General features: G+C 37.5%; 25 protein-coding genes and 1 pseudogene. 7 read left to right on the top strand and 19 right to left on the bottom strand.

All coding sequences use genetic code 11. The features are described from left to right. Positions 1-144 precede the first annotated feature (144 nt). The 8 genes from EDC24_RS02910 to EDC24_RS02875 all read right to left on the bottom strand — a co-directional run bounded on the left by EDC24_RS02910 (position 145) and on the right by EDC24_RS02875 (position 7,560). The gene (locus EDC24_RS02910) at positions 145-1,449 is read right to left on the bottom strand and encodes a pyrimidine-nucleoside phosphorylase (protein ID WP_148087078.1); all 1,305 of its coding nucleotides are present in this window, start codon (positions 1,447-1,449) and stop codon (positions 145-147) included. Positions 1,450-1,464: 15 nt separating this feature from the next. Next, a complete protein-coding gene (locus EDC24_RS02905) occupies positions 1,465-2,286 on the bottom strand; it encodes a purine-nucleoside phosphorylase (protein WP_124219588.1) in 822 nt (273 codons plus the stop codon). Positions 2,287-2,297: 11 nt separating this feature from the next. Further along, positions 2,298-3,479: a phosphopentomutase gene (gene deoB, locus EDC24_RS02900; protein ID WP_124219587.1), complete on the bottom strand. Its 1,182-nt coding sequence runs from the start codon at positions 3,477-3,479 to the stop codon at positions 2,298-2,300. Positions 3,480-3,548: 69 nt separating this feature from the next. Then, the gene (xerD, locus tag EDC24_RS02895) at positions 3,549-4,436 is read right to left on the bottom strand and encodes a site-specific tyrosine recombinase XerD (protein ID WP_124219585.1); all 888 of its coding nucleotides are present in this window, start codon (positions 4,434-4,436) and stop codon (positions 3,549-3,551) included. 118 nt (positions 4,437-4,554) lie between these two features. After that, the gene (gene fur / locus EDC24_RS02890; protein WP_124219583.1) at positions 4,555-5,004 is read right to left on the bottom strand and encodes a ferric iron uptake transcriptional regulator; all 450 of its coding nucleotides are present in this window, start codon (positions 5,002-5,004) and stop codon (positions 4,555-4,557) included. Positions 5,005-5,112: 108 nt separating this feature from the next. After that, the gene (gene spoIIM / locus EDC24_RS02885; RefSeq protein WP_170158450.1) at positions 5,113-5,742 is read right to left on the bottom strand and encodes a stage II sporulation protein M; all 630 of its coding nucleotides are present in this window, start codon (positions 5,740-5,742) and stop codon (positions 5,113-5,115) included. A gap of 82 nt (positions 5,743-5,824) precedes the next feature. Then, complete coding sequence (locus EDC24_RS02880) at positions 5,825-6,943, bottom strand: endonuclease Q family protein (protein ID WP_342769338.1); 1,119 nt, start codon at positions 6,941-6,943, stop codon at positions 5,825-5,827. A 71-nt stretch (positions 6,944-7,014) separates the two neighbouring features. After that, positions 7,015-7,560: an NUDIX domain-containing protein gene (locus tag EDC24_RS02875; protein ID WP_124219578.1), complete on the bottom strand. Its 546-nt coding sequence runs from the start codon at positions 7,558-7,560 to the stop codon at positions 7,015-7,017. 101 nt (positions 7,561-7,661) lie between these two features. On the opposite strand from EDC24_RS02875, the gene EDC24_RS02870 reads away from it, so the two are divergent. The 3 genes from EDC24_RS02870 (at position 7,662) to EDC24_RS02860 (ending at position 10,291) form a co-directional block, all read left to right on the top strand. Continuing rightward, positions 7,662-8,588: an aldo/keto reductase gene (locus EDC24_RS02870; RefSeq protein WP_124220361.1), complete on the top strand. Its 927-nt coding sequence runs from the start codon at positions 7,662-7,664 to the stop codon at positions 8,586-8,588. 120 nt (positions 8,589-8,708) lie between these two features. Further along, the gene (locus tag EDC24_RS02865; protein WP_124219576.1) at positions 8,709-9,941 is read left to right on the top strand and encodes a DNA polymerase IV; all 1,233 of its coding nucleotides are present in this window, start codon (positions 8,709-8,711) and stop codon (positions 9,939-9,941) included. Positions 9,942-9,952: 11 nt separating this feature from the next. Continuing rightward, positions 9,953-10,291 carry a YolD-like family protein gene (locus EDC24_RS02860; protein WP_124219575.1) on the top strand — a complete coding sequence of 113 codons (339 nt, stop codon included), beginning with the start codon at positions 9,953-9,955 and terminating at the stop codon, positions 10,289-10,291. A gap of 265 nt (positions 10,292-10,556) precedes the next feature. On the opposite strand, the gene EDC24_RS02855 is transcribed toward EDC24_RS02860, so the two are convergent. Then, positions 10,557-11,531 carry an MBL fold metallo-hydrolase gene (locus EDC24_RS02855; RefSeq protein WP_124219573.1) on the bottom strand — a complete coding sequence of 325 codons (975 nt, stop codon included), beginning with the start codon at positions 11,529-11,531 and terminating at the stop codon, positions 10,557-10,559. 246 nt (positions 11,532-11,777) lie between these two features. Between EDC24_RS02855 and EDC24_RS02850 the strand changes: the two genes are divergently transcribed. From EDC24_RS02850 to EDC24_RS02840, 3 genes are read left to right on the top strand one after another with little or no spacing between them, the layout of a single operon-like run. After that, positions 11,778-12,488 (top strand): glycerophosphodiester phosphodiesterase, encoded by a 711-nt coding sequence (locus EDC24_RS02850; RefSeq protein ID WP_245997946.1) that lies wholly within the window; start codon positions 11,778-11,780, stop codon positions 12,486-12,488. Positions 12,489-12,533: 45 nt separating this feature from the next. After that, the gene (gene rnz / locus EDC24_RS02845) at positions 12,534-13,460 is read left to right on the top strand and encodes a ribonuclease Z (RefSeq protein ID WP_124219571.1); all 927 of its coding nucleotides are present in this window, start codon (positions 12,534-12,536) and stop codon (positions 13,458-13,460) included. A gap of 5 nt (positions 13,461-13,465) precedes the next feature. Then, complete coding sequence (locus EDC24_RS02840) at positions 13,466-14,836, top strand: aldehyde dehydrogenase (RefSeq protein ID WP_211342331.1); 1,371 nt, start codon at positions 13,466-13,468, stop codon at positions 14,834-14,836. A gap of 27 nt (positions 14,837-14,863) precedes the next feature. On the opposite strand, the gene EDC24_RS02835 is transcribed toward EDC24_RS02840, so the two are convergent. The 5 genes and pseudogenes from EDC24_RS02835 to EDC24_RS02810 all read right to left on the bottom strand — a co-directional run bounded on the left by EDC24_RS02835 (position 14,864) and on the right by EDC24_RS02810 (position 21,353). Beyond that, positions 14,864-16,111, bottom strand: coding sequence for a DNA polymerase IV (locus tag EDC24_RS02835; protein WP_124219568.1), 1,248 nt, complete (start codon positions 16,109-16,111; stop codon positions 14,864-14,866). A gap of 64 nt (positions 16,112-16,175) precedes the next feature. Then, the gene (locus EDC24_RS02830; RefSeq protein WP_245997971.1) at positions 16,176-17,261 is read right to left on the bottom strand and encodes a M20/M25/M40 family metallo-hydrolase; all 1,086 of its coding nucleotides are present in this window, start codon (positions 17,259-17,261) and stop codon (positions 16,176-16,178) included. 58 nt (positions 17,262-17,319) lie between these two features. After that, entirely contained in the window at positions 17,320-18,867 is a 1,548-nt protein-coding gene (locus tag EDC24_RS02825) for an acyl-CoA carboxylase subunit beta (protein ID WP_124219564.1), read from the bottom strand. Positions 18,868-18,869: 2 nt separating this feature from the next. After that, positions 18,870-19,678 (bottom strand): annotated as a pseudogene (gene mce / locus EDC24_RS15295) (methylmalonyl-CoA epimerase). A gap of 16 nt (positions 19,679-19,694) precedes the next feature. Then, positions 19,695-21,353, bottom strand: a complete 1,659-nt coding sequence (locus EDC24_RS02810) for an acyl-CoA mutase large subunit family protein (RefSeq protein ID WP_124219559.1) — start codon at positions 21,351-21,353, stop codon at positions 19,695-19,697. A gap of 166 nt (positions 21,354-21,519) precedes the next feature. On the opposite strand from EDC24_RS02810, the gene prli42 reads away from it, so the two are divergent. Continuing rightward, the gene (gene prli42 / locus EDC24_RS02805; protein WP_124219557.1) at positions 21,520-21,669 is read left to right on the top strand and encodes a stressosome-associated protein Prli42; all 150 of its coding nucleotides are present in this window, start codon (positions 21,520-21,522) and stop codon (positions 21,667-21,669) included. A gap of 55 nt (positions 21,670-21,724) precedes the next feature. On the opposite strand, the gene EDC24_RS02800 is transcribed toward prli42, so the two are convergent. From EDC24_RS02800 to EDC24_RS02780, 5 genes are all read right to left on the bottom strand, one after another. Continuing rightward, positions 21,725-22,678 carry an aromatic acid exporter family protein gene (locus EDC24_RS02800; RefSeq protein WP_124219556.1) on the bottom strand — a complete coding sequence of 318 codons (954 nt, stop codon included), beginning with the start codon at positions 22,676-22,678 and terminating at the stop codon, positions 21,725-21,727. A gap of 99 nt (positions 22,679-22,777) precedes the next feature. Then, positions 22,778-23,209, bottom strand: coding sequence for a BrxA/BrxB family bacilliredoxin (locus EDC24_RS02795; RefSeq protein ID WP_124219554.1), 432 nt, complete (start codon positions 23,207-23,209; stop codon positions 22,778-22,780). Positions 23,210-23,324: 115 nt separating this feature from the next. After that, on the bottom strand, positions 23,325-23,789 hold the full coding sequence (locus EDC24_RS02790) for a GNAT family N-acetyltransferase (protein WP_124219552.1): 465 nt from the start codon (positions 23,787-23,789) through the stop codon (positions 23,325-23,327). A gap of 87 nt (positions 23,790-23,876) precedes the next feature. Beyond that, complete coding sequence (locus tag EDC24_RS02785; RefSeq protein WP_124219550.1) at positions 23,877-25,145, bottom strand: dihydrolipoamide acetyltransferase family protein; 1,269 nt, start codon at positions 25,143-25,145, stop codon at positions 23,877-23,879. Between the two features lie 27 nt (positions 25,146-25,172). Next, positions 25,173-26,156 carry an alpha-ketoacid dehydrogenase subunit beta gene (locus EDC24_RS02780; protein WP_124219548.1) on the bottom strand — a complete coding sequence of 328 codons (984 nt, stop codon included), beginning with the start codon at positions 26,154-26,156 and terminating at the stop codon, positions 25,173-25,175. Positions 26,157-26,158 lie beyond the last annotated feature (2 nt).

Genomic DNA, 26,158 nt, shown 5'->3' with positions numbered 1-26,158 from the left:
CCATTTCATGTTTCATATTTTTTCCAAGGTCTTAATTTTTATTACAAATATTTAATGACATTATTTGTTTGGAATATAAAAAAAGACTGTTCTTAACGTCACTTATTGTGATGACGTCAAGAACAGTCTCATAATGGTTACTTATTATTCACTAATGATTTGATAAACAAGTTGAGGTTTGTCTATGTTGCCAGATTTAATCGTTATATTGTTATACAATTTTTCTTTAACTAATTCAACTTCTGATGTATTAGCATGGATTGTTAAAATAGACTCGCCTTTTTCAACATAATCGCCTACTTTTTTATTTAATACAAGCCCTACAGACAAATCAATTTCAGATTCTTTGGTCTCTCGTCCTGCCCCTAGCATCATAGCTGCATGACCAATTTCATCTGCTACGATCTCATGAATATAACCTGCTTCTTTGGCTTCTAAATCAAATGTTTGTGATGCTACAGGTAGGCGTTCGGGATGGTCGACAACGCTTGCATCTCCACCTTGAGCAGATAAGAAATCTTTTAGCTTTTGAATAGCTTTCCCATTTTTCATATTGTCTTCAAGCATTGATCTCGCTTCTTCTAGCGTATTTGCTTTACCACCTAATACAACCATTTGACTTCCAAGTGTTAAGGATAACTCTGTTAGATCTTCTGGACCTTGACCTTTTAACGTATCAATAGCCTCTTGAACTTCTAATCCATTACCAATTGCTAAGCCTAGTGGTTGACTCATATCACTAATGACGGCCATTGTTTGACGCCCAACATTGTTTCCGATTGACACCATAGCTTTAGCAAGTTCTTCGGCTTCTTCTTTTGATTTCATAAACGCACCTGCACCCGTTTTAACATCTAAAACAATTGCGTCTGCTCCTGAAGCGATTTTCTTACTCATAATGGAGCTTGCGATTAACGGAATCGAATTGACAGTGGCTGTTACGTCTCTAAGACCGTATAGTTTCTTATCAGCAGGCGTTAGATTGCCTGTCTGACCAATAACCGCAATTTGATTTTGGTTCACTAAGTTTACAAATTCTTCACTTGAGATCTCAACATGGAATCCAGGAACAGATTCTAGTTTGTCTATCGTACCACCCGTATGTCCTAAGCCACGACCACTCATTTTAGCTACTGGCACACCAACTGAAGCAACTAACGGAGCTAATACTAGTGTCGTTGTATCGCCTACTCCACCAGTTGAATGTTTATCTACTTTGATACCATTAATGTCGGATAAATCAATGGTATCACCAGAATGAACCATTGCCATAGTTATTGCTGCTCGTTCTTCTTCATTCATGTCTTGGAAGAATACTGCCATTGCAAGTGCACTGACTTGATAATCTGGTATACTCCCATTTGTATAACCTTCAATAAAGAAATCAATTTCTTCCTGAGTAAGTGGTTGACCGTCTCTTTTCTTGGCAATAATATCGTACATTCTCATACTTTAACACTCCATTTAATTCATCTTTTCAACTACATGTCTAACAAGCTTAATGAAATCTTCACGAACTTTTTCAGTCGTCTCAATGACTTCATCGTGTGATAACGGTTGGTCTAAAATTCCTGCAGCCATGTTTGAAATACACGAAATACCTAATACGTCTATTCCGGCATGGTTCGCGACAATAACCTCTGGAACTGTCGACATGCCTACCGCATCACCGCCAAGTGTACGAAGCATTTTAACTTCACTACCTGTTTCATAAGTTGGACCTGTATTTCCAACATAAACCCCTTCACGTAATTCTAAGTTTAAATCTTCGCCACATTGCTTTGCTAATTGAATTAATTCACGATTATAAGCTTGTGACATATCTGGGAATCGTGGACCTAAATCATCATCATTTGGGCCGATTAAAGGATTATCACCCATCATATTGATATGATCATTAATGATCATTAAGTCACCTGGATTAAATGATTCATTAATTCCGCCAGCAGCATTAGTTACAACCAGTTTTTCAACACCTAGCGCTTTCATGACACGCACTGGAAATGTCACTTGATTCATTTCGTAGCCTTCATAGTAATGAAAGCGCCCTTGCATAGCGATGACGTTTTTGCCTTGTAAGTTTCCAATCACTAATTGACCTTTGTGGCCAGATACCGTTGAAGTTGGAAAGTGCGGAATTTCTTTATAAGCAATCGTTGTTGGGTTTTCAATTTCATCTGCTAAAATCCCTAGACCTGAGCCTAAGATAAGTCCAATATCAGGTTTGAAATCGTTAAGTTGTTGTTCAATATAAGACTTAGTTTCGTTAATTTGTTCAATCACTATAATAACTCCCTTTACTTAATATCATCTAAGAAACTTTGACCGTGTTTTGGTGCTTTAACATCAAAGTTGTCCGCAATCGTCGCACCGATATCTGAGAAAGTTTGACGAAGTGGTAGTTCTTTACCTTCTTTAATACCATTGTGATACACCAATAATGGTACATATTCACGTGTGTGATCCGTACCGTGGTGTATAGGGTCGTTCCCATGATCAGCAGTAATTATTAGTAGATCTTCATCCCCAATTTTGTCCAACACTTCTGGTAATTGACGATCAAATTCTTCTAATGCTTCACCATAGCCTTGCGGATCACGACGATGTCCATATTTTGCATCAAAATCTACAAGGTTTAAGAAGCTAAGGCCATGGAAGGATTGATCTAAACTGTTTAACAATTTATCCATACCATCATTGTTATCTTTTGTACGAATAGCTTCTGTAATACCTTCTCCGTCATAAATGTCACTAATTTTACCTAAGGCAATGACATCGTAATTTTCATCTTTCATTTCACTCATAACGGTTCTACCAAAAGGTTTTAACGCATAATCATGACGATTGGATGTACGATTAAAGTCTCCAGGTTCCCCGACGAATGGTCTTGCGATAATTCGACCAATCATGTACGGTTCATCCTTCGTCATCTCACGAACAGTCTCACAAATTTCATATAATTCTTCTAGAGGAACTACTTCCTCATGTGCTGCAATTTGAAGAACAGGGTCTGCTGATGTATAAACAATTAAGGCACCTGTATCCATATGTTCTTTACCAAGCTCTTCAATAATCTTTGTTCCAGAAGCTGGTTTATTTCCAATTACTTTACGACCTGTTTTTTCTTCTATTTGTTGAACTAGATCATCCGGAAAACCTTCTGGAAATGTACGGAACGGTTGGTTCATACGCAAGCCCATGATCTCCCAGTGACCAGTCATCGTATCCTTACCAACGGATGCTTCTTGCATTTTAGTATAATGAGCTTTTGGTTGCTCAGCTGGGCTAATTCCTTTTATTTCTCTAATATTACTCAGACCTAATGATGCCATATTGGGCATCGTCAGACCTTGCATATGCTCAGCGATATGGCCTAATGTGTCCGCCCCTTCATCATTAAAGTCTTTCGCATCTGGCGCTTCGCCAATTCCAACTGAATCCATAACTACTAAAAATACGCGTTTAAATGATTCGTTCATGATGATTCTACCTCCGTTAAATACAAAATTCTAAATTACAAGTACCCACAATTAAAAAACTATAACATATCATGCCCTTGGATGGTAATTTTGATAAATATCTTTCATCCGAGTTTTTGAAACATGGGTATAAATTTGAGTCGTTGAAATGTCGGCATGGCCTAACATTTCTTGAACTGCACGTAAATCTGCACCATTTTCTAACAAATGTGTGGCAAAGGAATGTCTTAATGTATGCGGTGTCAAAGGCGTTTTAATTCCTTTTTCCACTGCGATTTTTTTCAAGACTTTCCAAAACCCTTGCCTGGACATTGGAGAGCCTCTATGGTTAACGAATAAAGCATCTACATTTTCCTTTTTTATAAAGGTCGGTCGTGCAAATTCAACATACTCCTCTAATGCTTTCTGGGCATGCTTCCCGAGAGGTACAATGCGCTCTTTACCTCCCTTACCTACAACCCTTACAAATCCCATTAACAAATGCAAATCATTAAACTTAAGCGATAATAATTCTGAAATTCTTAAACCGGTTGCATATAACATCTCTAGCATGGCTCGATTACGTATCGTAAGTGGATCATCACCAGGTAAATCTAACAACTTATCGACATCTCGATTAGATAGTACTTGAGGTAATTTACGCTCTTTTTTCGGTGTATGAATATGTAGAGTTGCATCGTGTCTTAAGTCATACTCTTGAATTAAGAAGCGATGAAAAGATCTTAGGGTTGATATCATACGTGCTAAACTAGATGAAGATTTCCCCGCTTCATCTAAGTATTTTAAAAAAGCGCGTATATGAGCTCTTTCAATAAGAACTGGATCAGTAATCTCCTCAACTTCTTTCATATATTGATTGTATTGATTTAAATCCCGTCGATAAGAAGCAATGGAATTAGTCGCTAATCCCTTTTCGATTTGTAAAAAGTGAAGAAAATCATTTACGGCATCATCCATCATTCATCCTCCTGAACTAGGTGATTGGTATATTTAACATAAACCGTTTGGTTCCCGTGAACAATGTTTAAACAAAAAAACCTTTTTTCCTGATGAAAAAAGGTCGCTCTATGTAGGTCTATTCGTTCCCATTATTTTGACATTGTTTGCAAATGCCATGAAATGTTAAACGGTGGTCTTTTACTTGAAATTCCCATTGCGATTCAATTGTTTCTTCGACATCACCTAATAAATCTTCTTCTATTTCTTGTACAGAACCACATTCCACACAAACAAGATGGTGGTGAAAATGTTCGGCCCCTTCTTTTCTTAAATCATACCGTGAAACGCCATCACCGAAATTAATTTTATCAACCACTTTAAGCTCTGATAGTAATTCTAATGTACGATAAACCGTTGCAAGACCAATTTCAGGTGACTTTTCTTTTACGAGGAGGTAAACATCTTCCGCACTCAAATGATCTTCTTCGTGTTCTAATAACACACGTACAGTGGCTTCTCGTTGTGGTGTTAATTTATAGCTTTGAGAATGCAATTGTTTTTTTATTTTTTCAATGCGGTTTTCCACTAGTATCCCCCCCTCTGAACTACTCATTATCATTATAAGTAACAGGGGGAATAGTGTCAAATTAAAATGATTATAATTAACACTTTATAATTATTATTATTTAATAATTTATTTTATAATCCAATACATGATTTGAGACGAGATAAACGCTTCAACAATTGATCCACCAAGAACGATCAATAAAGCTATTAAATAACTTCTAAAATATAGTGAAACAGCCTGGCCAATCGTATAATAACTTTTTCCCTTAGCAAATAGCATTTTCATAACATGTATACAGAAAATCATACTACTTGCAACAATTAATAAATAAGCCGGTACAATGAGTAAATTTTGTGGTGCAACGGATGTGATGGAAATAAAAAATCCCTGCCACGATAATTGATTAACTAAAAAGCCTACCGTAAAACCAATGACAATGCCTTTTAAAAATAATAAAAACCATACAACGGGCAGGCCAATAAAGGATAAACCAAACAAAAAGAGAAACGTGACATACTTGCCATGTGTCCAAAAAGTGCTAAATAGTTCTTGTAAACTATATTGTCGATCTGATTCGGTAAATGAGTGAAAAAACTGTTCAACAAAAAATAGCAAATCTTGCTTCTGTAAAAAACTCAAGCTTCCAACCAACCCTGCTCCAAACATTACACCAATGACAAATAAAACAAATAAAAATACGTATAGACTGATATATGGCTCCAATGTGTAGGACGACCCTTTTAACCAACGTTTCATCCCGGTTCCTCCATTCATTTCTAACTCTAGTAAAATCCTATGTCGATAGAAATGAAAGTAGAACCAATAGAATCAACCAAATTTAATTTTCACGATCAGGAAGTTTTACACTTCCATATGTGCCTCCTCCACCAGGGTTAATTTCAAGTTCACCATGTCTAAGCTGTAAAATTCGGTCAGCTAATACCCTAGGACTAATCGCTAGTAACTGCTCTTCACTTGCCTTATGAATAATATACATATCATGATGTAATTCTTTCCTCATTTTCTCTAGCGTTTTTGGACCTAACCCTGGAATATACTCTAAAGGCACTTGATGAATGTACGGTGGCCTTGGCCTTTGTGAAAGTTGGTGATCTTGACTAACTTCCTGGATTCTCTCACTTACACCTTTTATAATTTTCTTCGACTGACAATGCGGGCAAGTTGGTGCATATTGAATGCGACTACCACATCCTCTACAAATCGTCGTATAATACTTCCCTAACAATGGGTTCATCCCATAATTGGCAACGACGGTTCGCTCACCTGATTCGGAAAGCACGCTTCTAAATTCCTCAAATGAAGGTTCTTTCATTTTGATTTCTTGATATTCCCTACCTATTTTCTCAAGAGAATGAGCATCTGAGTTCGTTAAAAAGACATAGCTTTCCAATTCAGAGATCGTATCTGCCATTGATGTGTCTGAGCTTAGTCCTAGTTCCACACCATCTATTAAATTTGGGTCAAAAACCTCAGTTAGACTGTACTGAACCCCTTTTCCATATAAACTCTTAAAGGGTGTAAAAACGTGTGCTGGAATAAATAAGCCGTCCATACTCTTAACTTTTTTCTGTAGTACAGGGGCTTCAATATACATTCGTTGAGAACTTAGTGTTTCGTTTTTAACATATTGCTGATACCAAAGAGAGAATTCCTTCATCCTCTTTAATGTAGGTAAAAAACACAACACATGAATAGGACCTGAACAATTTTCATCATAAAGCTCGATCTCTGAACCTAACAACATCGTGACAGAACCATTAGAGATCCCCCCACCATTCAGTTCGACACATGCTTGTTGGTTGATTAATAAGTCGATTTCTTCTAATACTTCAGGGACATGGGCGTCTATGACTCCAACTAGGTCCAGCCCTTTCTTCTCACTGACATAATGAAAAATATTAAAGATCGTTAAATGATTGGACGCAGAAATTTTCACCGGATTGTTGCGAATAGTTCTTCCGATATGAACATGTAGGTCCGCAAAATAGCTGTTTAACGTCACAAGCCTCATCCTTCTTTTTGCATTAAGTAATAAATGGCATGAATCGTTTTTGCATCGTGAATTCGTTGTGATCGAATTAATTCTAATGCTTCTTCTATACTCACTTCAATTAACTCGACAAATTCATCGTCATCACCATCTAATTTGTTCTCAACTTCATTAAGCCCTCTTGCTTCGAAAACGTAAATAATCTCATTAGCAAATCCAGGCGATGTATAATATGAAACAACGAAATCAAGGGATTCCGCTTGATAACCTGTCTCTTCCTCTAGTTCTCTTCTAGCCGTAACCTCAGGCTGTTCACCTGATTCTAGTTTACCTGCAGGAATCTCAATAATACTTTTTTCTAATGCTTTTCGGTATTGCTCTACCATGACGATTTTATCGGCTTCGGTAACAGCAATAATTGCAACAGCTCCTGGATGCTCGACTAACTCTCGTTTGGACGTTTGGCCATTTGGTAATTCAACATCATCGATTTTGACATCTATCACTTTGCCTTCATAAATAGTTTCAGTATTAATGGTTTTCTCTTCAAATTTCTTCGACATACAGATCCCCTTTCTAACCCCCATTGTAGCATATACAGACTTATCGTTTGTCTTCCCTAATTGTTATACTAAAATAGATTAAAGAAGGAGGCATGATGATGATCCAAAAAAGAACATTAGGACATTCTAATTTAAAAGTGTCCGAAATTAGTCTTGGCTGTATGAATTTAGGTACCAATGTGAAACAGGCTGAAAACATTATTCAAACAGCACTTGATCAAGGGATTAATTATTTAGATACTGCTGATTTATATGATTTTGGTGAAAACGAAAAAATAGTCGGTCAAGCGATTAAAGGTAAGCGTGATCAAGTCATGATAGCAACTAAAGGTGGAAACCATTTTGAACCTGGACAAGAAGGTTGGTATTGGGATCCATCTAAGTCTTATCTAAAAGAAGCGTTCAAAAACAGTCTTCAACGCCTTGGTCTCGATTATATTGATCTATACCAGTTGCACGGCGGAACAATTGATGACCCAACTGATGAAGTGATTGAAGCGTTTGAGGAGCTACAACAAGATGGGTTAATTCGTTATTATGGAATCTCTTCTATTAGACCTAATGTCATCAAGAAATTCGTTGAAAAATCTAACATTACCAGTGTTATGATGCAATACAGTTTATTAGACCGTCGACCTGAGGAAGAAATATTGGAATTATTAAAAGAACATCAAATTGGTGTTGTTGCAAGAGGCGCCTTAGGAAAAGGCATGTTAACTCACCATGGTCAAACACAATGGCAAAAGAAAGGTCAAGACGGCTTTTTAGATTATAACGGAAATGAACTTAAATCTGCGATTACCTCTTTACAAGACTTAGCTCATGAGTCAGGCATATCTCCTCAAGCATTAGCTATTGGGTATGCTTTGAAACATCCAACCTTATCAAGTTTAGTGTTAGGTGCAAGCGACTCGCAACAAGTCATCGATAATGTACGTGCTTATCAAGAAGCTCAAATTTCTAATGAAACTTATGAACGTTTAAAACAAATTACAAAAGCAAATATATATCAAAATCATCGCATATAACTTAACTCGCTACTCGATTTTCGGGTAGCGAGTTTTTGTTGTCATAAATTTCTATTGATAAAAGAACAAACGTTCGTATATAATAATATCACGAACATAAGTTCTGTTGGAGAGGATTATATGGACAACAAATTAATTTTTTTAGTTGATATGCAATCATTTTACGCTTCCGTTGAAAAATCGGCGAATCCAAAGCTGCAAGACCACCCAGTTGTTGTAGCTGGAGACCCAGAGCGAAGAAGCGGGATTATATTAGCGGCATGCCCGATTGCCAAACAGTATGATGTGGAGACAGCTGAAGCTCTCTGGCAGGCACAGCAAAAATGCCCTGACCTCATCATCGTTCGGCCTAGAATGAAATTATATATTGAGTTATCTTACCAAATCACTCAAATCCTTGAACGGTTTACAGATCAAGTCGAAGTCTTTTCAGTTGATGAACAATTTCTAGATTTAACAGGAACGGAGCGATTGTTTGGGGATCGTTATACAGTTGCTCATAACATTCAGGACGAAATTCAAGAGGAACTCGGTGTTTATGCACGTGTTGGAATAGGACCCAACAAAGTTTTAGCGAAGATTGCCTGTGATGCTTTTGCTAAGAAAAATGAACAAGGAATCTTTGAGCTTACGCATCACCATATGAAAGATACGATGTGGAAACTTCCGGTCGGAAAAATGTTTGGTGTCGGAAGTCGTATGGAAAAGCATTTTAGTCGTATGGGGATTCAAACGATCGGTGACCTTGCCAACTACCCTGTCCAATATTTAAAGAAACGTTGGGGAATTAACGGTGAAGTGCTTTCGAATATTGCTAACGGTATCGATTACTCACCTGTCAGCACACAAACTCATAACGGCCAAAAAGCCGTCGGGCATCACATGACATTGCCAAGAGATTATGAAACGTTAGAAGATATTAAAATCGTCTTATTAGAATTAAGTGAGGAAGTTGCTAAGCGTGCGAGGGCTAAAAATTACCGCGGACACACTTTGTCCCTTGGGTTACGTGGGGCTAATGTTAATGACCCGACAGGATTTCACCGACAAATCAAACTGACATCCCCGACTAACTACGGAATGGATTTGTTTCATGCTGCCCTGCAGCTATTAAATAAACATTGGGATGGACTCCCGGTCCGAAGCGTTGGTGTAACTTTATCGCAGTTACAATCAGCAGATGTTTATCAACTCAGCCTGTTTAACCCTTCCGTTGAAAAAGATCAACTAAGCAAGGCTATGGATGATATTCGAAAGAAGTTTGGGCAAACAGCCATTGTACGCGCCTCTTCTTTACAAGAAGCAGGGCAAGTGTTTGACCGTGCTCAAAAAATCGGTGGTCACTATAAATAAGGAGGGACATCATGCAACCTAATAAATTAACACGCGGCCATAACTTACTATGGGAATCTAGTCGAATGATGCTACCAGAGCATAAAGAATTAATTGAACACCATCAACAACGAATAAGACAACAAACGAAACCACAACTAGATGAACAGGAAATCGAGTGGCTAGAACAACGTATTCAAAAAGCTTTATACGACCAATCACTTGTTCAATTAACCCTGTTTGACCCTTACCAAAGCCAAATCATTTCTGGGGTCATCGTGCAGGTTGACTCATTAACACAACGGCTATTACTCCAAACCCCACAACATCAGCAGTGGATCTTATTTCATGATCTGATAGATGTAAAATGAACTGGGACAATAGAATTTAAATTGATAGAAACTCCGTACTTTGATTAAGTGCTTTGAAGCAAAGTACGGAGTTTCCTATTACGCTCCGTCAAAATGCTCCACTTTCCGCAGGCACGGCTTCAACTTCCCAAAACTCACTTCCGTTCGTTTTGCGTGATTTTCAGCTCGTGCTATTCCTGCAGGAGTCTACGCATTTTGACTACGCTTAATTAATATTTCAACTAATCCAACTTACAGTTTGTCTTTGGCACCCTTTGACTCATCCTCATTCTTTGGTTATAACGTACTTAGGTGCGAAATAGCTGGTGCCTGAATCTTGTTGCTCAACTATTTCACCCACATCCATTAAATAGTCTAATTGGCCGACCGTCTCAGACATGGTGAGACCGAATTGACGCTCATAATGTTTCGGGAATAAAAATTGACAAACTTCAAAAGGTGTTGCCGGCTTTTCTTTTAGAAAATCAAGAACTTTATAAGCACGTTTTTCCTGTTTAGCTAACCGGTCTAAAATTAATGAATGATGGCCGGAAAAAATCTCCCCGTGCCCTGGGTAAATACTGGAAAAATTATAGTCCAAAACCTTTTTCATCGAATCGCGATAATGAAGTAATGGCTTAGGGCGCTCCTTTCCCTTTGTTCTAGGTGGCTCTAACAAAGGGTTAGATGAAATATGCTTAATTAAAAAGTCGCCGCCTAAGAAATCACCTGTTTTAGAATTATAAAATGAAAGGTGGCTTTCAGCATGACCGGGTGTTTCTAACGTTATAAAGTCAGATAACCCTGGAATAGCATCACCTTCTGTTAACACATCCGTTAACGCCCCTTCAGTTGAAAATTTCAAAGTCTGAGATAATGATTTATGAATAATACGAAATGGCTCAGGTACTCCCCATTTTTCATACATTTGATTAAAGAAATCCAAATAATGATCAAAATAAGCTTGATCACGGGTTAACCAAGTATGAACTAATTCATCTCCATAAATTCGATCAACGTGGTCTAATCGCCCAACTAATCCTATATGATCAGGATGATGATGTGTCAGCACAACTTGATCAATATCATGAATTGTTAAATTAAGCTTTTTAAGCTCTCCTTTAAAGACTTCCCATGCTTCATCGGTATGAACGCCTGCATCAATTAAGGTAACCGCTTCATCTATGACAACATAAAGATGGACATCCCCGACAGCGTAAGGGGTAGGTAATGTTATTTGATGTATTGTTTGTTCAGTCATTTTGTAGCCTCCACTGAATAGGTATTCATTTTTATTATACTACAAAAACACTTTACATTCATGTTATGAAATTAGATTTATTCAAGTTAAGTTTAACAAGCTTCTCCACCCACTTTTTCCTTGAATTCAATTGACTTTTTATGCGTAATAAACCACAATCATAAAAGAAATGACAGGATTTATATATTTTTTATCGTAATTATTAATATGACCATATAGAAAGAGGTGGCCATTATCTCTACAAAAGTGTTCGCACATCGAGGTGCCAGCCAATATGCACCTGAGAATACATTGCCAGCTTTTGAGCTAGCTGAGCAATTAGGGGCTGACGGGATTGAATTAGACGTCCAACTAACTAAAGATTTAATTCCCGTAATTATTCATGATGAAAACATTAGACGAACAACTAATGGAACCGGATTCGTCCAAAATTACACATTAGACGAATTACAAGAATTTGATGCTGGTTACTGGTTTTCTAAACACTATATACATACCCCTATTATGTCACTAAAAGAATTTTTACAATGGATTCAAAATAGGGACTTACTCATTAATGTTGAACTTAAGACAAATGTCATTGAATACCCAACGATTGAAAAACGCGTGATGGATCTAATAAACGAGTATAATGTTATCGATCGGACTATTATTTCTAGTTATAATCCAAATACGATTAAACGTTTGCGAGACATTAATGACGATATAGAACTCGCTCTATTAACCAATATACAGTTAGGAAAAGTGGATGAAGTATTAGACGATATAGGTGCAAATGCATTACACTTCAAGTCACGTTTACTATCATCTAAAATGGTCAAACTTTTATTCGACAAAAACATTCCTTACCGTGTCTTCACAGTTAATCGCGTGAGTACAATGAAAAAATGTGTCACAATGGAAGCAGATGGCATATTTAGCGATGTTCCTGATATTATGAAGAAACATAAACCCTAAATTAAAAACAAAATTAATATAGATTAGATGGGAGGCTATTTAACCGTGGAGATCACGTTTATCGGTACAGGTTCTGGGGTACCGTCAAAAAAGAGGAATGTCTCATCACTTGCTTTATCCATGCTTCAACAACGTGACGAAGTATGGTTATTTGATTGTGGTGAAGCCACACAACATCAAATCTTACATTCTAAAATCAAACCTAGAAAAATCTCTAAAATATTTATTACGCATATGCATGGTGATCATATTTTTGGTCTTCCAGGTCTCCTCAGTAGCAGATCCTTCCAAGAAGGGACAACACCATTAGAGATATACGGGCCACCCCGTTTAAAAGAATTTATTGAACTGAGCCTTAAAGTAAGTGAGACTCATTTAAAATATCCGATTGTTTTCAAATCGATTGATTCAAATATACTCTTTGAAGATGAGCACGTTATCGTAAAGTCATTACGATTAAAACATGGTGTGCCTTCTTATGGTTTTATTATTGAAGAAAAGGATTCAGTTGGTCATCTATTACCAAATAAATTAAAAGAATTAGGAATTAAGCCTGGACCGATCTATCAAGACATTAAAAACCATGAGAAAATAACGCTGCCAGATGGACAAACCATTTATAGAGAAGATGTGACAGGCCCAATAATTAAAGGAAAGAAAGTGTCTATATTAGGTGACACACTTCCAACCGAAGAAATTATAGAATCTATTTATGATTCGGACCTACTAATTCATGAAGCGACTTTTACGGATGAAGACCGAGCTTTAGCAAAAGACTATAACCACTCAACGAGTATTCAAGCAGCCGAACTTGCAAAGAAAGCCAATGTAAAACAATTAATATTAAATCACGTCTCATCTCGTTATCAAGATCATGACTTAGAAAAAGAATTAGACAAAGTTAATGACGTGCTTCCAAATACAATCTATGCAAAAGACTTATATACTTACACGGTTCAAAAGGAGGGGTGATGAGTATGACCGATATTCAAACGCTAGTTCAAAATCAAAAGACGATGTTTCGAGCTGGGAAAACAATGACCTATACGTATCGAATTCACCAACTTCAAAAATTACAAGAAATGCTTAACCGTTATGAACCTAGAATATATGAATCGTTGCACAAAGACTTAAATAAGTCGAGTTATGAAGTTTTAACAACTGAGTTTGGATTCTTGCAACAAGAAATAAATTATACGATTAAACATTTACGTGAATGGATGCAACCTAAAAAGGTTAAAACTCCAACGACCCATAAAGGAGCTAAAAGTTTAATCTATAAACAGCCATATGGTGTAACATTAATTATTAGTCCTTGGAATTATCCATTACACCTGGCAATAGCTCCACTAATTGGTGCCATTGCCGCTGGTAATACAGCCATTATAAAACCATCTGAACTAACACCTTATACGAGCGAATTAATTAAAGAAATGATTACAGAAACATTCGAAGAAAAATATATAACTGTCGTTCAAGGAGATAAGGAAGTAAGTCAAGAGCTTCTTGAGCAACCTTTAGACTTTATCTTCTTTACTGGTAGTGTAAATGTTGGGAAAATTATTATGGAAAAAGCGAGTCAACAACTCATCCCAGTCACACTAGAATTAGGCGGTAAAAGTCCTTGTATCGTGGACAAAGATGCCAAATTAGAATATGCAGCAAGGCGGATTACTTGGGGTAAGTTTGTCAATGCGGGTCAAACTTGTGTTGCACCCGATTATTTATTAGTACATCGAGATATCAAACAACCTTTAATTGACCACTTGAAAAAAGAAATTGAAAAAATGTATTCAGAAGACCCTATGCAAAGCGGAGATTTCTCTAAGATTGTAAATGATGCTCATTTTGATCGCTTAGTGAGCTATTTGGATCAGGGTAAAATCGTTTACGGTGGAAAGTCGGACAGAACGAATAGGCAAATTAATCCTACTTTAGTTGATAACGTTGATTGGACTTCAAAGATGATGCACGATGAAATTTTTGGACCTATTCTTCCAATTCTAACGTATGAAAATCTAGAAGAAATTCATGATCATATCGAACATTCTCGTAACCCATTAGCCTTATACTTCTTCTCAGAAAATGAAAAAAAACAAGAATGGGCTATAAAGAACATCTCGTTTGGCGGTGGGTGTATAAACGACACAATTATGCACCTCGGTAATAACCAACTTCCATTTGGAGGAATTGGTACGAGTGGGATTGGTAAATATCATGGTAAATATAGTTTTGATGCGTTTACACACGAAAAAAGCGTCCTGAAACAAACAACTTCGTTTGACTTAGCGTTTAGATACCCTAATTCAAAAGTGGGACGAAAAATACTAAAGAAATTATTTAAATAACTCAAAAATAACTCCAAGTGATTACGATCATTTGGAGTTATTTTGGTTATTTTTATATTCATTTAAAAAATCTTTTTGAAAGCTCGTACTCATTTTTGCCTGCCTCTGGCTTTTTAATTTTACGAAAGTATTGTCTCCATACTTTTCCTTTAACTGATCCACAGTAAGGTATAGTTCTTCCTTCTCTGCCTCTTTCTCATAATTAAACAAATCAAGTTGTTTAAACATTTCATCTTTTGCGGTTAATTGCTGGGCTGTGACTCCTAAAAGTCTGACAGGGTCCTCATTCCAATGTTGCTGAAATAGTTGCTTAGCAAGTTGACTAATCTCTTGTTTTGTCTCAACAAATTCACGTAATTGCCTGCTACGAGTAATTGTTTTTCGGTCATGATAACGAATCATAATTTGAATATTTTCTGAGACGACTTCTTTTCTCTCCATTCGATCAGCAACTTTTTCAGATAATTGATCAAAAATCCGATTAATCTCCTGTTGGTCTGTCATGTCATATGGGAGTGTTGTAGAATTTCCGATACTTTTAAAATCATTAACGGCATCTGGGTCCACAGGGCGATCGTCTATACCATTTGCTCTTTGATGTAGCCTCTCACCGTTTATCCCTAATAAATTTTTTAGTGTCATCACATCTTTTAATGCAAGGTCACCAATCGTTTCAATATCAAGCTTCTTTAATTTATCAGCCGTTTTTTGGCCAACACCATACATTTCACCAATAGATAACTTCCATAATTTTTCCTTAATTTCTCGTTTTCTAAGAACGGTAATCCCTAAAGGTTTTTTCATATCAGATGCCATTTTGGCCAAAAACTTATTAGGCGCGATTCCAATGCTAGATGGGAGATCTAGTTCATTTAAAACTCGCTTTTGCAATTCCTCTGCAAGTTTTATTGGATTTTGACTACCGACATAATCTGTCACATCCATATACCCTTCATCTATGGATACTGGTTGAACAATCGGTGTGACTTCTGAAAGAATAGAAAACATATGACGTGACGCTTCTCTATATCGATCAAAATTTGGTTTTAAGACGATTAACTCAGGGCAATGCTGGAAAGCTTGCCACAAAGGCATCGTCGTTTTGACACCTTTTGCTCTTGCCTCGTAACTGCTCGTGACGACAATCCCCCTTCTTTCTTCTGGATTTCCTGCAATTGCTACAGGCTTTCCTTTCAATTTGGGATTATAAGCCATTTCAACCGAGGCATAGAAGCTATTCATATCAACATGATATATAATTCGACCTTTTTTCATCTTAAAACCACCAACAAAATATTAATATGAAAAGTGCTTGATGACGAACACCAAGCACTTTAGATTACTGTTCTTTGGCTTCGATTATAATCGAAGTAACGAATTCAGAGATCTTAACTAATTCATCAACTGGCATACGTTCATTTGTCGTGTGGATGTTCTCATAACCAACACACAAATTAACCGTAGGAATACCTAATCCGGCAAAAATATTAGCGTCACTTCCACCGCCGCTCTTCTTAAGTTCACTTTCTCTACCAATTTTTGAAGCTGCCTTTCGAGCGACTTCGACTACCTGGTCTCCTGCTTTATGCTTATAGCCTGGATACATCGTTTCGGTTTTTACTTCGATTGAACCACCTAGTTCATTTTCCGCTACTTGGCACGCTTTTTTCATTTCCTCTAATTGCCTATCAAGTTTCTCAGGATCAAGCGAACGGGCTTCGGCTAAAATATTCGCTTCATCACTTACTATATTGGTCGCTTTACCACCTTCAAAACGGCCAATATTAGCTGTTGTTTCATCGTCAATTCGACCTAGTGGCATTTTAGCAATGGCTTTAGCAGCTAATGTAATAGCCGATATTCCTTCTTCTGGTGCCACACCAGCATGAGCAGTTTTACCGTGGGACGTCATATAGAGCTTAGCCTGAGTAGGTGCTGCTACAATAATGCCCCCAACTTGCCCATTACTGTCGATGGCATAACCGTATTTCGCATTTAATAAGCTTGAGTCAAACGCTTTGGCCCCTACAAGACCTGATTCTTCCCCCACCGTGATAACGAATTGTAGATCACCGTGTTCAACATCTTGTTCTTTAAGGCTCTTAATTGCTTCAAGCATTGCTGCAATGCCAGCTTTATCGTCAGCGCCTAAAATCGTCGTTCCATCCGATACGATAAAATCGCCTTCAATAGACGGTGTAATTCCGGCACCTGGAACTACTGTATCCATATGGGAAGTAAAAAAAATTGGGTCAGCATCCTCTGTTCCTTTTAACGTAAACACTAAATTGTTAGAACCATGACCCGTTTTTTCTTTGGCATTATCTTCTTTAACTGTTAGACCTAGGGCGGTGAATTTTTCTTTAAGAACCTCTGAGATTTTCTCTTCATGCTTCGTTTCTGAATCCACTTGTACTAATTCCATAAATTCATCAATTAATCGTTGTTTATTTACTTCAATCAAGATGTAGCACCTCCACTAATTATAGAGGAATATTACCGTGTTTCTTATTTGGTCTATCCTCTTGCTTGTTCTTTAACATTTCTAAGCTCTGGGTCAATTTAATTCGAGTTTCTCTAGGGTCAATGACATCATCGACCATGCCTAAACCTGCTGCGACGTATGGATTTGCGAATTTTTCGCGGTATTCGTTAATTTTATGTTGACGTGTTTCTTCAGGGTGATCACTTTCTTTAATTTCTTTAGCAAAAATAATATTAGCAGCTCCGTCAGGTCCCATAACAGCAATTTCAGCATTCGGCCAGGCGAATACTAAATCGGCACCTATAGATTTACTATTTAAAGCGACGTATGCTCCGCCATAAGCTTTTCGCGTAATCACTGTAATTTTAGGAACGGTTGCTTCTGAATAAGCATAGAGAATTTTTGCTCCATGTCTAATAATACCACCATGTTCTTGCTTAACTCCAGGGAAGAATCCTGTTACATCCTCAAATGTAATAATAGGGATATTAAATGAGTCACAGAATCGAATGAATCGAGACGCTTTATCACTAGAATCAATATCTAATCCACCCGCTAAATATTTAGGTTGGTTACAAACTAAACCGACACTCTCACCATTAATTCTGGCAAAACCGACCACAACATTCTTAGCGAAGTCTGGATGTATTTCGAAGAACGAGTCGTCATCCACCACTTCATTAATAATCGTACGGACATCATAAGGTCTTACCGCATCAAATGGAATTAAATCTGTTATATCTTCTCTAAATGCTTCTTTTTCACCTGAGTCAAGTTTTGGCGTTTTTTCATTTTGATTTTGCGGGAGATACTCAATTAGTTGTTTTACTTGATCGAGTGCTTCCTCTTCATTTTTTGCTTTTAAGTGGGCATTCCCACTCTTACTATTATGTACGCCAGCCCCTCCTAGGTCTTCAGAAGAAATGGACTCACCTGTTACCGTTTCGATCACTTTAGGGCCTGTAATAAACATTTGAGATGTTTCCTCTACCATGACGACAAAATCGGTAATCGCTGGCGAATAGACAGCTCCACCAGCACATGGCCCCATAATAACAGAAATTTGTGGTATGACACCAGAATAAATAGAATTACGATAGAACACGTGACCATAACCATCTAGTGATGCAACACCTTCTTGAATTCTAGCACCACCAGAGTCATTTAGCCCGATAAACGGTGTTCCATTCTTCGCAGCTAAATCCATAACAGCAGCAATTTTTCTGCCGTGCATTTCACCTAACGCACCACCATAAACCGTGAAATCTTGAGCGAATAAATAAATCGGACGACCGTTAACCGTACCATAGCCGGTTACGACACCTTCACCAGGTACGTCCTTACCATTCATCCCAAAGTCCGTCACACGGTGTTCGATGAATGGATTTAATTCTACAAATGACCTTTCATCAAGCAAATAATCAATTCGTTCGCGTGCGGTCATTTTACCTTTATCACGTTGTTTTTGGATTTTTTCATCTCCGCCACCTAGTTCTACTTTACGTCGTTTATCGTACAATTCATTAATTTTATCATAGATATCCATAACTATTCCTCCTGCTTCTGTTCACAAAGTTCGAATAATACGCCGTTTGCAGCTTTGGGGTGTAAAAATGCCACTTGACTCTCATGTGCACCCATTTTAGGTTCTTCATGAATCAGTGGAATCCCGTTTTCTTTTAGATGATCAAGACGCTTTTGAATATTGTCGACATCTAAGGCAACATGGTGAATTCCTTCGCCTTTCTTTTCTATATACTTAGCAATTGGTGATGTCTCATTTAAAGGCTCTAATAATTCTATGGCACTTTCGCCAATTTTAAAGAATCCAACTCGCACGCCTTCAGATTCAACCTCTTCAGTACCTTGAAAGGATAGCCCTAATTGATCACGGTAAAAAGGAATCATGGCATCTAAATCCGATACAGCAATACCAATATGAGCTATTTTTTTCATACCTTTTCACCTCGGATTAACTCATCGATAAATTTCGCAATTTCTGTCGTCGGAGTTCCTGATGTAAAGATCTTCTTTACACCCTTTTCCTCTAAAAAGTCGACATCCTCATCTGGAATGACGCCACCTCCGATGACGGGAATATCCTCAGCATCACGTTTTGATAACTCTTCTACCACTTTTGGAAATAAAGCTTTATGACCACCGGATAAAGATGATAACCCAACAACATCTACGTCTTCTTGAATAGCAGCTTGTGCAATTTGAGCTGCTGATTGACGTAAGCCTGTATAAATAACTTCCATTCCATAATCTCTTAACGCTTGAGCAATGACTAAAGCACCGCGGTCATGACCATCTAACCCTGGTTTTGCTATTAAAACTCTAATTTTCTGTTCCATTGATTACCCTCCTTCATTAAGCTCCCGTGTACTCTCCAAATACATCACGTAATGTGTGACAAATTTCACCGACTGTTGCATAGGCTTTAACCGCATCTAAAATGTATGGCATTAAATTTTCCGATTCGTCTCGTGAAGCTTGCTTCAAATCATTTAATACGCGATCTACTTCACCTTGGTTACGGTTTTTACGTATATTTTGAACTTGGTTAACCTGGTTCTGTTCTAATGCTTCATCTACTTTTAATAGATCTGCTTGAACATCTTCATCAATCTGAAATTCATTCATACCGACTATAATTTCTTCATTAGATTCAATTTTCTTCTGAGCTTCGTATGCAGCCTGGTGAATCTCTCGCTGCATATACCCTTCTTCAACAGCTTGTACCGCTCCACCTATTTCTTCAATTTTGTCTATATAAGACATAATATCTTCTTCTAATTGATCCGTCATAGATTCAACATAATACGAACCTGCTAGTGGGTCGACTGTATCTGCAACACCACTTTCATGAGCGATCACTTGCTGTGTTCTTAATGCAATACGGGCTGATTCCTCAGTTGGTAACGCTAACGCCTCATCACGAGAGTTCGTATGCAGACTTTGTGTTCCCCCCATGACAGCAGAAAGCGCTTGGAGTGCAACACGAACGATGTTGTTATCAGGTTGTTGAGCCGTTAAAGTAGAACCTCCTGTTTGAGTATGAAAACGTAGTCGTAGACTTTTTTCACTCTTTGCACCAAACTTCTCCTTCATGATGCTCGCCCATATTCTTCTAGCTGCCCTAAATTTAGCAACTTCTTCAAAGAAATGATTATGAGCGTTAAAGAAAAAAGCTAATCTTGGAGCGAATTCATCCACATCTAAACCGCTTTCAATTGCTGCTTTAACGTAAGCCATGCCGTTAGCTAGTGTGAACGCGACTTCCTGTACGGCAGTCGAACCAGCTTCGCGAATGTGATAGCCTGATATACTAATGGTGTTAAATTTAGGTACTTCTTTAGCACAGTAATCAAAAATATTTGTGATCAGTCGCATTGATGGCTTTGGTGGATATATGTAAGTTCCTCTTGCAATATATTCTTTTAATATATCATTTTGAATCGTACCGGTAATCTTTTCTTTAGGAACATCTTGCTTTTCTGCTACAGCAATATACATACATAATAAAACAGATGCCGGTGCGTTAATCGTCATAGACGTACTAACTTGATCTAATGGAATATCCTTCAGTAAAATCTCCATATCTTCCAACGAATCAATGGCTACGCCTACTTTTCCAACTTCGCCTTCAGCCATTGGATCATCTGAGTCATAGCCAATTTGTGTTGGAAGATCAAAAGCAACAGACAAGCCTGTTTGGCCTTGTTCTAGTAAATATTTAAAGCGTTCATTTGTCTCTTTAGCCGATCCAAAACCTGCGTATTGTCGCATCGTCCAAAAACGACTACGATACATCCCAGGCTGAATGCCACGTGTATATGGGTATTGACCCGGAAACCCTAATTTCTCCATATATTCATCATATACAGCTTCATTTTCGGGATAATACAACGGATCAACTTCAATATCCGATTTATTCACAAATGGATCTTTCCTTTCAGGAAAACGTTTCTGAGCTTTTTGTAAGCTTTCTTGCCAATTTTGTTTCGATTGATTAAAATCGTTTCCCATTTTTATGAGCTCCTTTCCCTTCTAATCTATTACTTCTCATTTTAATTCAAAAAAATTTAAGAAAATTCTATCCTATTTCTATTTTAAAGGAAAGATTCATCTTGTCCAATCTTACTTTTTCTTTTACAATAAAATTAGTGTTAACGTTTTAAGGGAGGAATCTAGCGTGACTAAAAAGCAACAAAAAAAGAAGCCTCAGGCTCCTTTTTCATCAGGTAGAAGAAAACGCAAAAAATGGACAACGGTTGTAATTTGGTTAATGATTATCGCAATGCTATTATCCACATTCACATTCGCAGCCGCTATGTTTATATAAACTCGAGATCTAATTATATTAAAATCCCTCAGACTTATGTCTGGGGGATTTTAAATTATATGTCACTTTTTTTATAAGAACGTTTCAATATTAAGTATTGTTCAATTTCATTTAATAGTAAATATAAATTAGCTCTTTCCTCAAATGCTTGCCTGTCTTGAGGTAACTCTTCTTGATTAAACTGCTTTCGAATATTCCGGAGTTGCTCTAAGTACTTAACTGCGGTGTTTTTAGGTTGCACGTGATAAGCTAACTCTTCAAATAACTCCCCTATATATTCATACTCATCATCATTTGCTTTAATTCTGCTAATTAATGGCAGCATCCGCTCTAAAATTTCAAATTGTTTCTGTCTCATTTGAAAGTAGTGATAATGCGGATGATGACTTCTTAACAGGTGATTTTCAACATCTCTTGAAGCTAAATGATTAGCTTGCTCTAACAAATGCGATACTTCAGTAAGCTCTGAGCCATTCCAAGTATGATCGCCTGTCTTTAGAAAATGTGCAATTTCTTTAAGAATCACCCCGAAGTTGTACTCAATTTCTTTTTGTACGTTTTCAAGATCACTCTCTAAACTTGGCATATAAAGATTTAAAATTAGCGCCACACCAATACCTACCGAAAGCAAAATCACTTCATTAAGTACGAGGTCAAATGTAAATTGACCTGCACCATAAACGTGTAGAATAATGACTGCGCTCGTGATTACTCCCTCAGTAATCTTTAAGGCTACAGTAATAGGTATAAATATAATAAGAACTAATCCTACAGATAAAGGGTGATAACCGATGAGCTCAAATACAAGACCTGAGACAGCAATTCCTACTAAACAGGCATAAAACCTGTACCAGGCACTTAAAATCGAACTTCGTCTAGTCGCTTTGATACATAGAATGGTTAAGATTGCGGCTGAGATGAAGTTATCTAGACCTATTATTTGAGCTATGAAAATGGATACAGGAGCACCAATGGCTGTTTTAATGGTACGTGAACCAATTTTAAACATGCAGTCTTGCCTCTTTCTTTATCATTGTTCTTTGTCATAACTATATCTTATTAATTTATGAAACAAAAGAAAAAGGTGGTCCAAAACCACCTTTCATCTTTAGTATTCTTCACAGTATTCATCAAATAAAGCTTGAAGCTGTTGAACAACTTCCATTGGTGTTGAGCTTTCAATCTCATGGCGCTCCACCATCTTTTGGATTTTACCGTCTTTTAATAAAGCAAATGAAGGTGATGACGGTGGATAACCTTCAAAGTATTCACGTGCTCTTTCAGTTGCTTCTCGGTCTTGACCAGCAAAAACCGTTACTAAGTAATCTGGACGATGATCATGATGTATTGCATTAGCTGCAGCTGGACGTGCAACACCACCAGCACATCCACAAGTTGAGTTAACCATCGCTAAAGTTGTACCTTTTCTAGCAAAAGCTTCGTCAACTTCTTCAGGTGTAGTCAGATTTTCGAAACCGGCTTCGTTAATTTCCGTTCTAGCCTGGTTCACAAAATCTTGCATATAAATGTTAAAATCCATGAGTTAAATGGCTCCTTTTTTCTAAAAATTTAAGTTTCAATAACATATTAACAATTTTAGGTGTACGTTTCAATTATATTAAACCACACCACGATATAACCTATTTTTTTATTTTCTAGCTAACAATTTCTCTGTAAAAGCGTTGATCTTCACCTTTTTGTTTAAACCCTCTTGATTTGTAAAATGGTATACCTAGCTTATTCCCTTCTTGTACGGAAGCATATTGTTCTGTTGCACCCTTTTTGATATGTTCCTTGGTAAATGCCTCTAGAAGTTTAGTTCCTATACCACTATATCTATAAGCGTCATCTACGTAAAATACATAGATTTCACTTGTACCTAACTTACTCACTATTCCACCTATGGTTCCGGCAACTTGTTCATCTACGATGGCTACGTGAGTATAAATACCGTTAACAATATCTTCATGAACGCGTTTATGATTATACCAATGCTCGACGTTTTTTATTTGGTACTCTTCACTATAGATTCTTTGAACCGTTTGTCTCCAACCTAGTGAACAAATTCTGCTAATGTCTTCTGTATGTTCAGGAGCTGCTTTAACAATTGAAACGTTCATCATTATCTCTCCCCGAAATATTATTGATACATATAAACCCCAGCAAGAACTTTATTAAAGTTCAATTACTGGGGTTTGGACTATCATTTAGTAGACTGATGTATTGTCCTTAGACATATTTTCAAGAATTTCTTTAACTCTGGATAAGAAATTACCGCATACTAATCCATCTAATATACGGTGGTCTAATGATAAGCATAAGTTCACCATGTCACGCGCAGCAAACATACCGTTCATATATACTGGTCGTTTAACAATGGATTCCACCTGTAAAATGGCAGCCTGAGGGTGATTGATCACACCCATTGACTGAACAGAACCAAATGATCCTGTATTATTTACCGTGAATGTTCCGCCTTGCATATCGTCATTGGTTAACTTGCCATTACGGGCTTTCGTAGCTAAGTCAACGATATCTTTCGCTATACCTTTGACGCTTTTCTCATCAGCATTTTTGATAACTGGTACAAAAAGTTGGTTATCATTCGCAACAGCAATCGATAAGTTGATATCTTGTTTTTGTATGATTTTATCTCCAGCCCATGTACTATTTAGCTCTGGGAATTCTTTTAGGGCTTGAGCGACAGCTTTTACAAAGAAAGCAAAATAAGTTAATGAAAAGCCTTCTTTACGCTTGAATTCATCTTTTAATTCATCTCGCATATTCACTAATTCAGTCACATCAACCTCTACCATCATCCAAGCATGTGGAATTTCAGTCGTTGATTTAACCATATTTTGTGCAATAGCTTTTCGAACGCCAGATACCGGAACTTCTACATCTCCTGCTTGAGTAGTTGGCATATCAGCAGGTTTGGATACGTCTTGCTGTGGCGTTGCGAATGATTCAGTTTGTGATTTTTCTTGCTTGCTAGCTGATTTTGACGGTACATGATCAGACTGAATTAATTTTTCTAAATCTTTTCGTGTAATACGTCCACCACGACCAGAACCATCGACTTGATTTAAATCAATGTCATGTTCTTGTGCCATTTTTAACACGGCAGGTGAATAGCGCTTCTTCATCGATTGATCTTTTGATTCTTCGTTTGTTTCTTCTTTAGGCTGTTCATCAGAATTAGATGAACCAGCATCACTTGACGTATCAGAACTTCCTTCTACCTCGATGTAGCATATCAATTCGCCTACTTCAATGGTGTCTCCTTCATTAGCTACAAGCTCTGTAATTTTACCTGTAAAGGAAGACGGCACTTCAGCATTGACTTTATCTGTCATGACTTCGGCGATTGGATCGTATTTATTTACTTGATCTCCGACGCCTACTAACCAAGAACTAATAGTACCTTCCGTCACACTTTCTCCTAATTGAGGCATCGTGATTTTCTCGACACTCATCTATTGAAACCTCCTTTATACAACCAATTAAAATTCTGCTAAATCGCGCATCGCTGCTTCTACTTTATCAGGACTAACCATGAAGAATTTCTCCATTGTATGGGCATAAGGCATTGCTGGTACATCTGGTCCTGCTAAGCGCTGTACAGGTGAATCAAGATCAAATAAGCAGTTTTCTGAGATAATTGCAGAAACTTCACTCATCACACTGCCTTCTTTGTTATCTTCTGTAACTAATAACACTTTACCCGTTTTCTTAGCTGCTTCAATTATCGCTTCTTGATCAAGAGGGTATACTGTTCTTAAATCTAAAATATGAGTAGAAATACCTTCTTCTTCTAATTTTTCAGCAGCTTGAAGGGCAAAGTTGACACATAACCCGTAAGTAATAACCGTAATATCATCACCTTCACGCTTAACATCGGCTTTTCCGATTGGTATTACGTAATCGTCCTCTGGTACTTCTTCTTTTAAAAGACGGTACGCACGTTTATGTTCAAAGAATAATACAGGGTCTTCATCACGGATCGCCGCTTTTAATAGACCCTTAGCATCATATGGATTTGAAGGCATGACAATCTTTAGCCCTGGTTGATTGGCAAAGACCGCTTCAACTGATTGTGAATGATAAAGGGCACCGTGCACACCACCGCCATATGGAGCTCTGATCGTAATGGGACAACTCCAATCGTTATTTGAACGATAACGAATGCGAGACGCTTCAGAAATGATTTGATTAACAGCAGGCATAATAAAATCAGCAAATTGCATCTCAGCAATTGGACGCATGCCATACATAGCGGCACCAATTCCGACACCGGCAATTGCCGATTCAGCTAAAGGCGTATCAATGACTCGCTGCTCTCCGAATTCATCGTACAAGCCATCAGTAGCTTTAAAGACACCGCCTTTCTTACCAACGTCTTCACCTAATACAAATACTTTCTCATCACGTTGCATCTCTTCACGCATCGCTTGTGTCACAGCTTGAATATAGGACATGACTGGCATGA

Origin of the sequence: Aquisalibacillus elongatus, from assembly GCF_003843875.1 — a bacterium.
Taxonomy (GTDB): Bacteria; Bacillota; Bacilli; order Bacillales; family Alkalibacillaceae; genus Aquisalibacillus; species Aquisalibacillus elongatus.
This window is presented reverse-complemented; position numbering and strand designations above follow the sequence as displayed.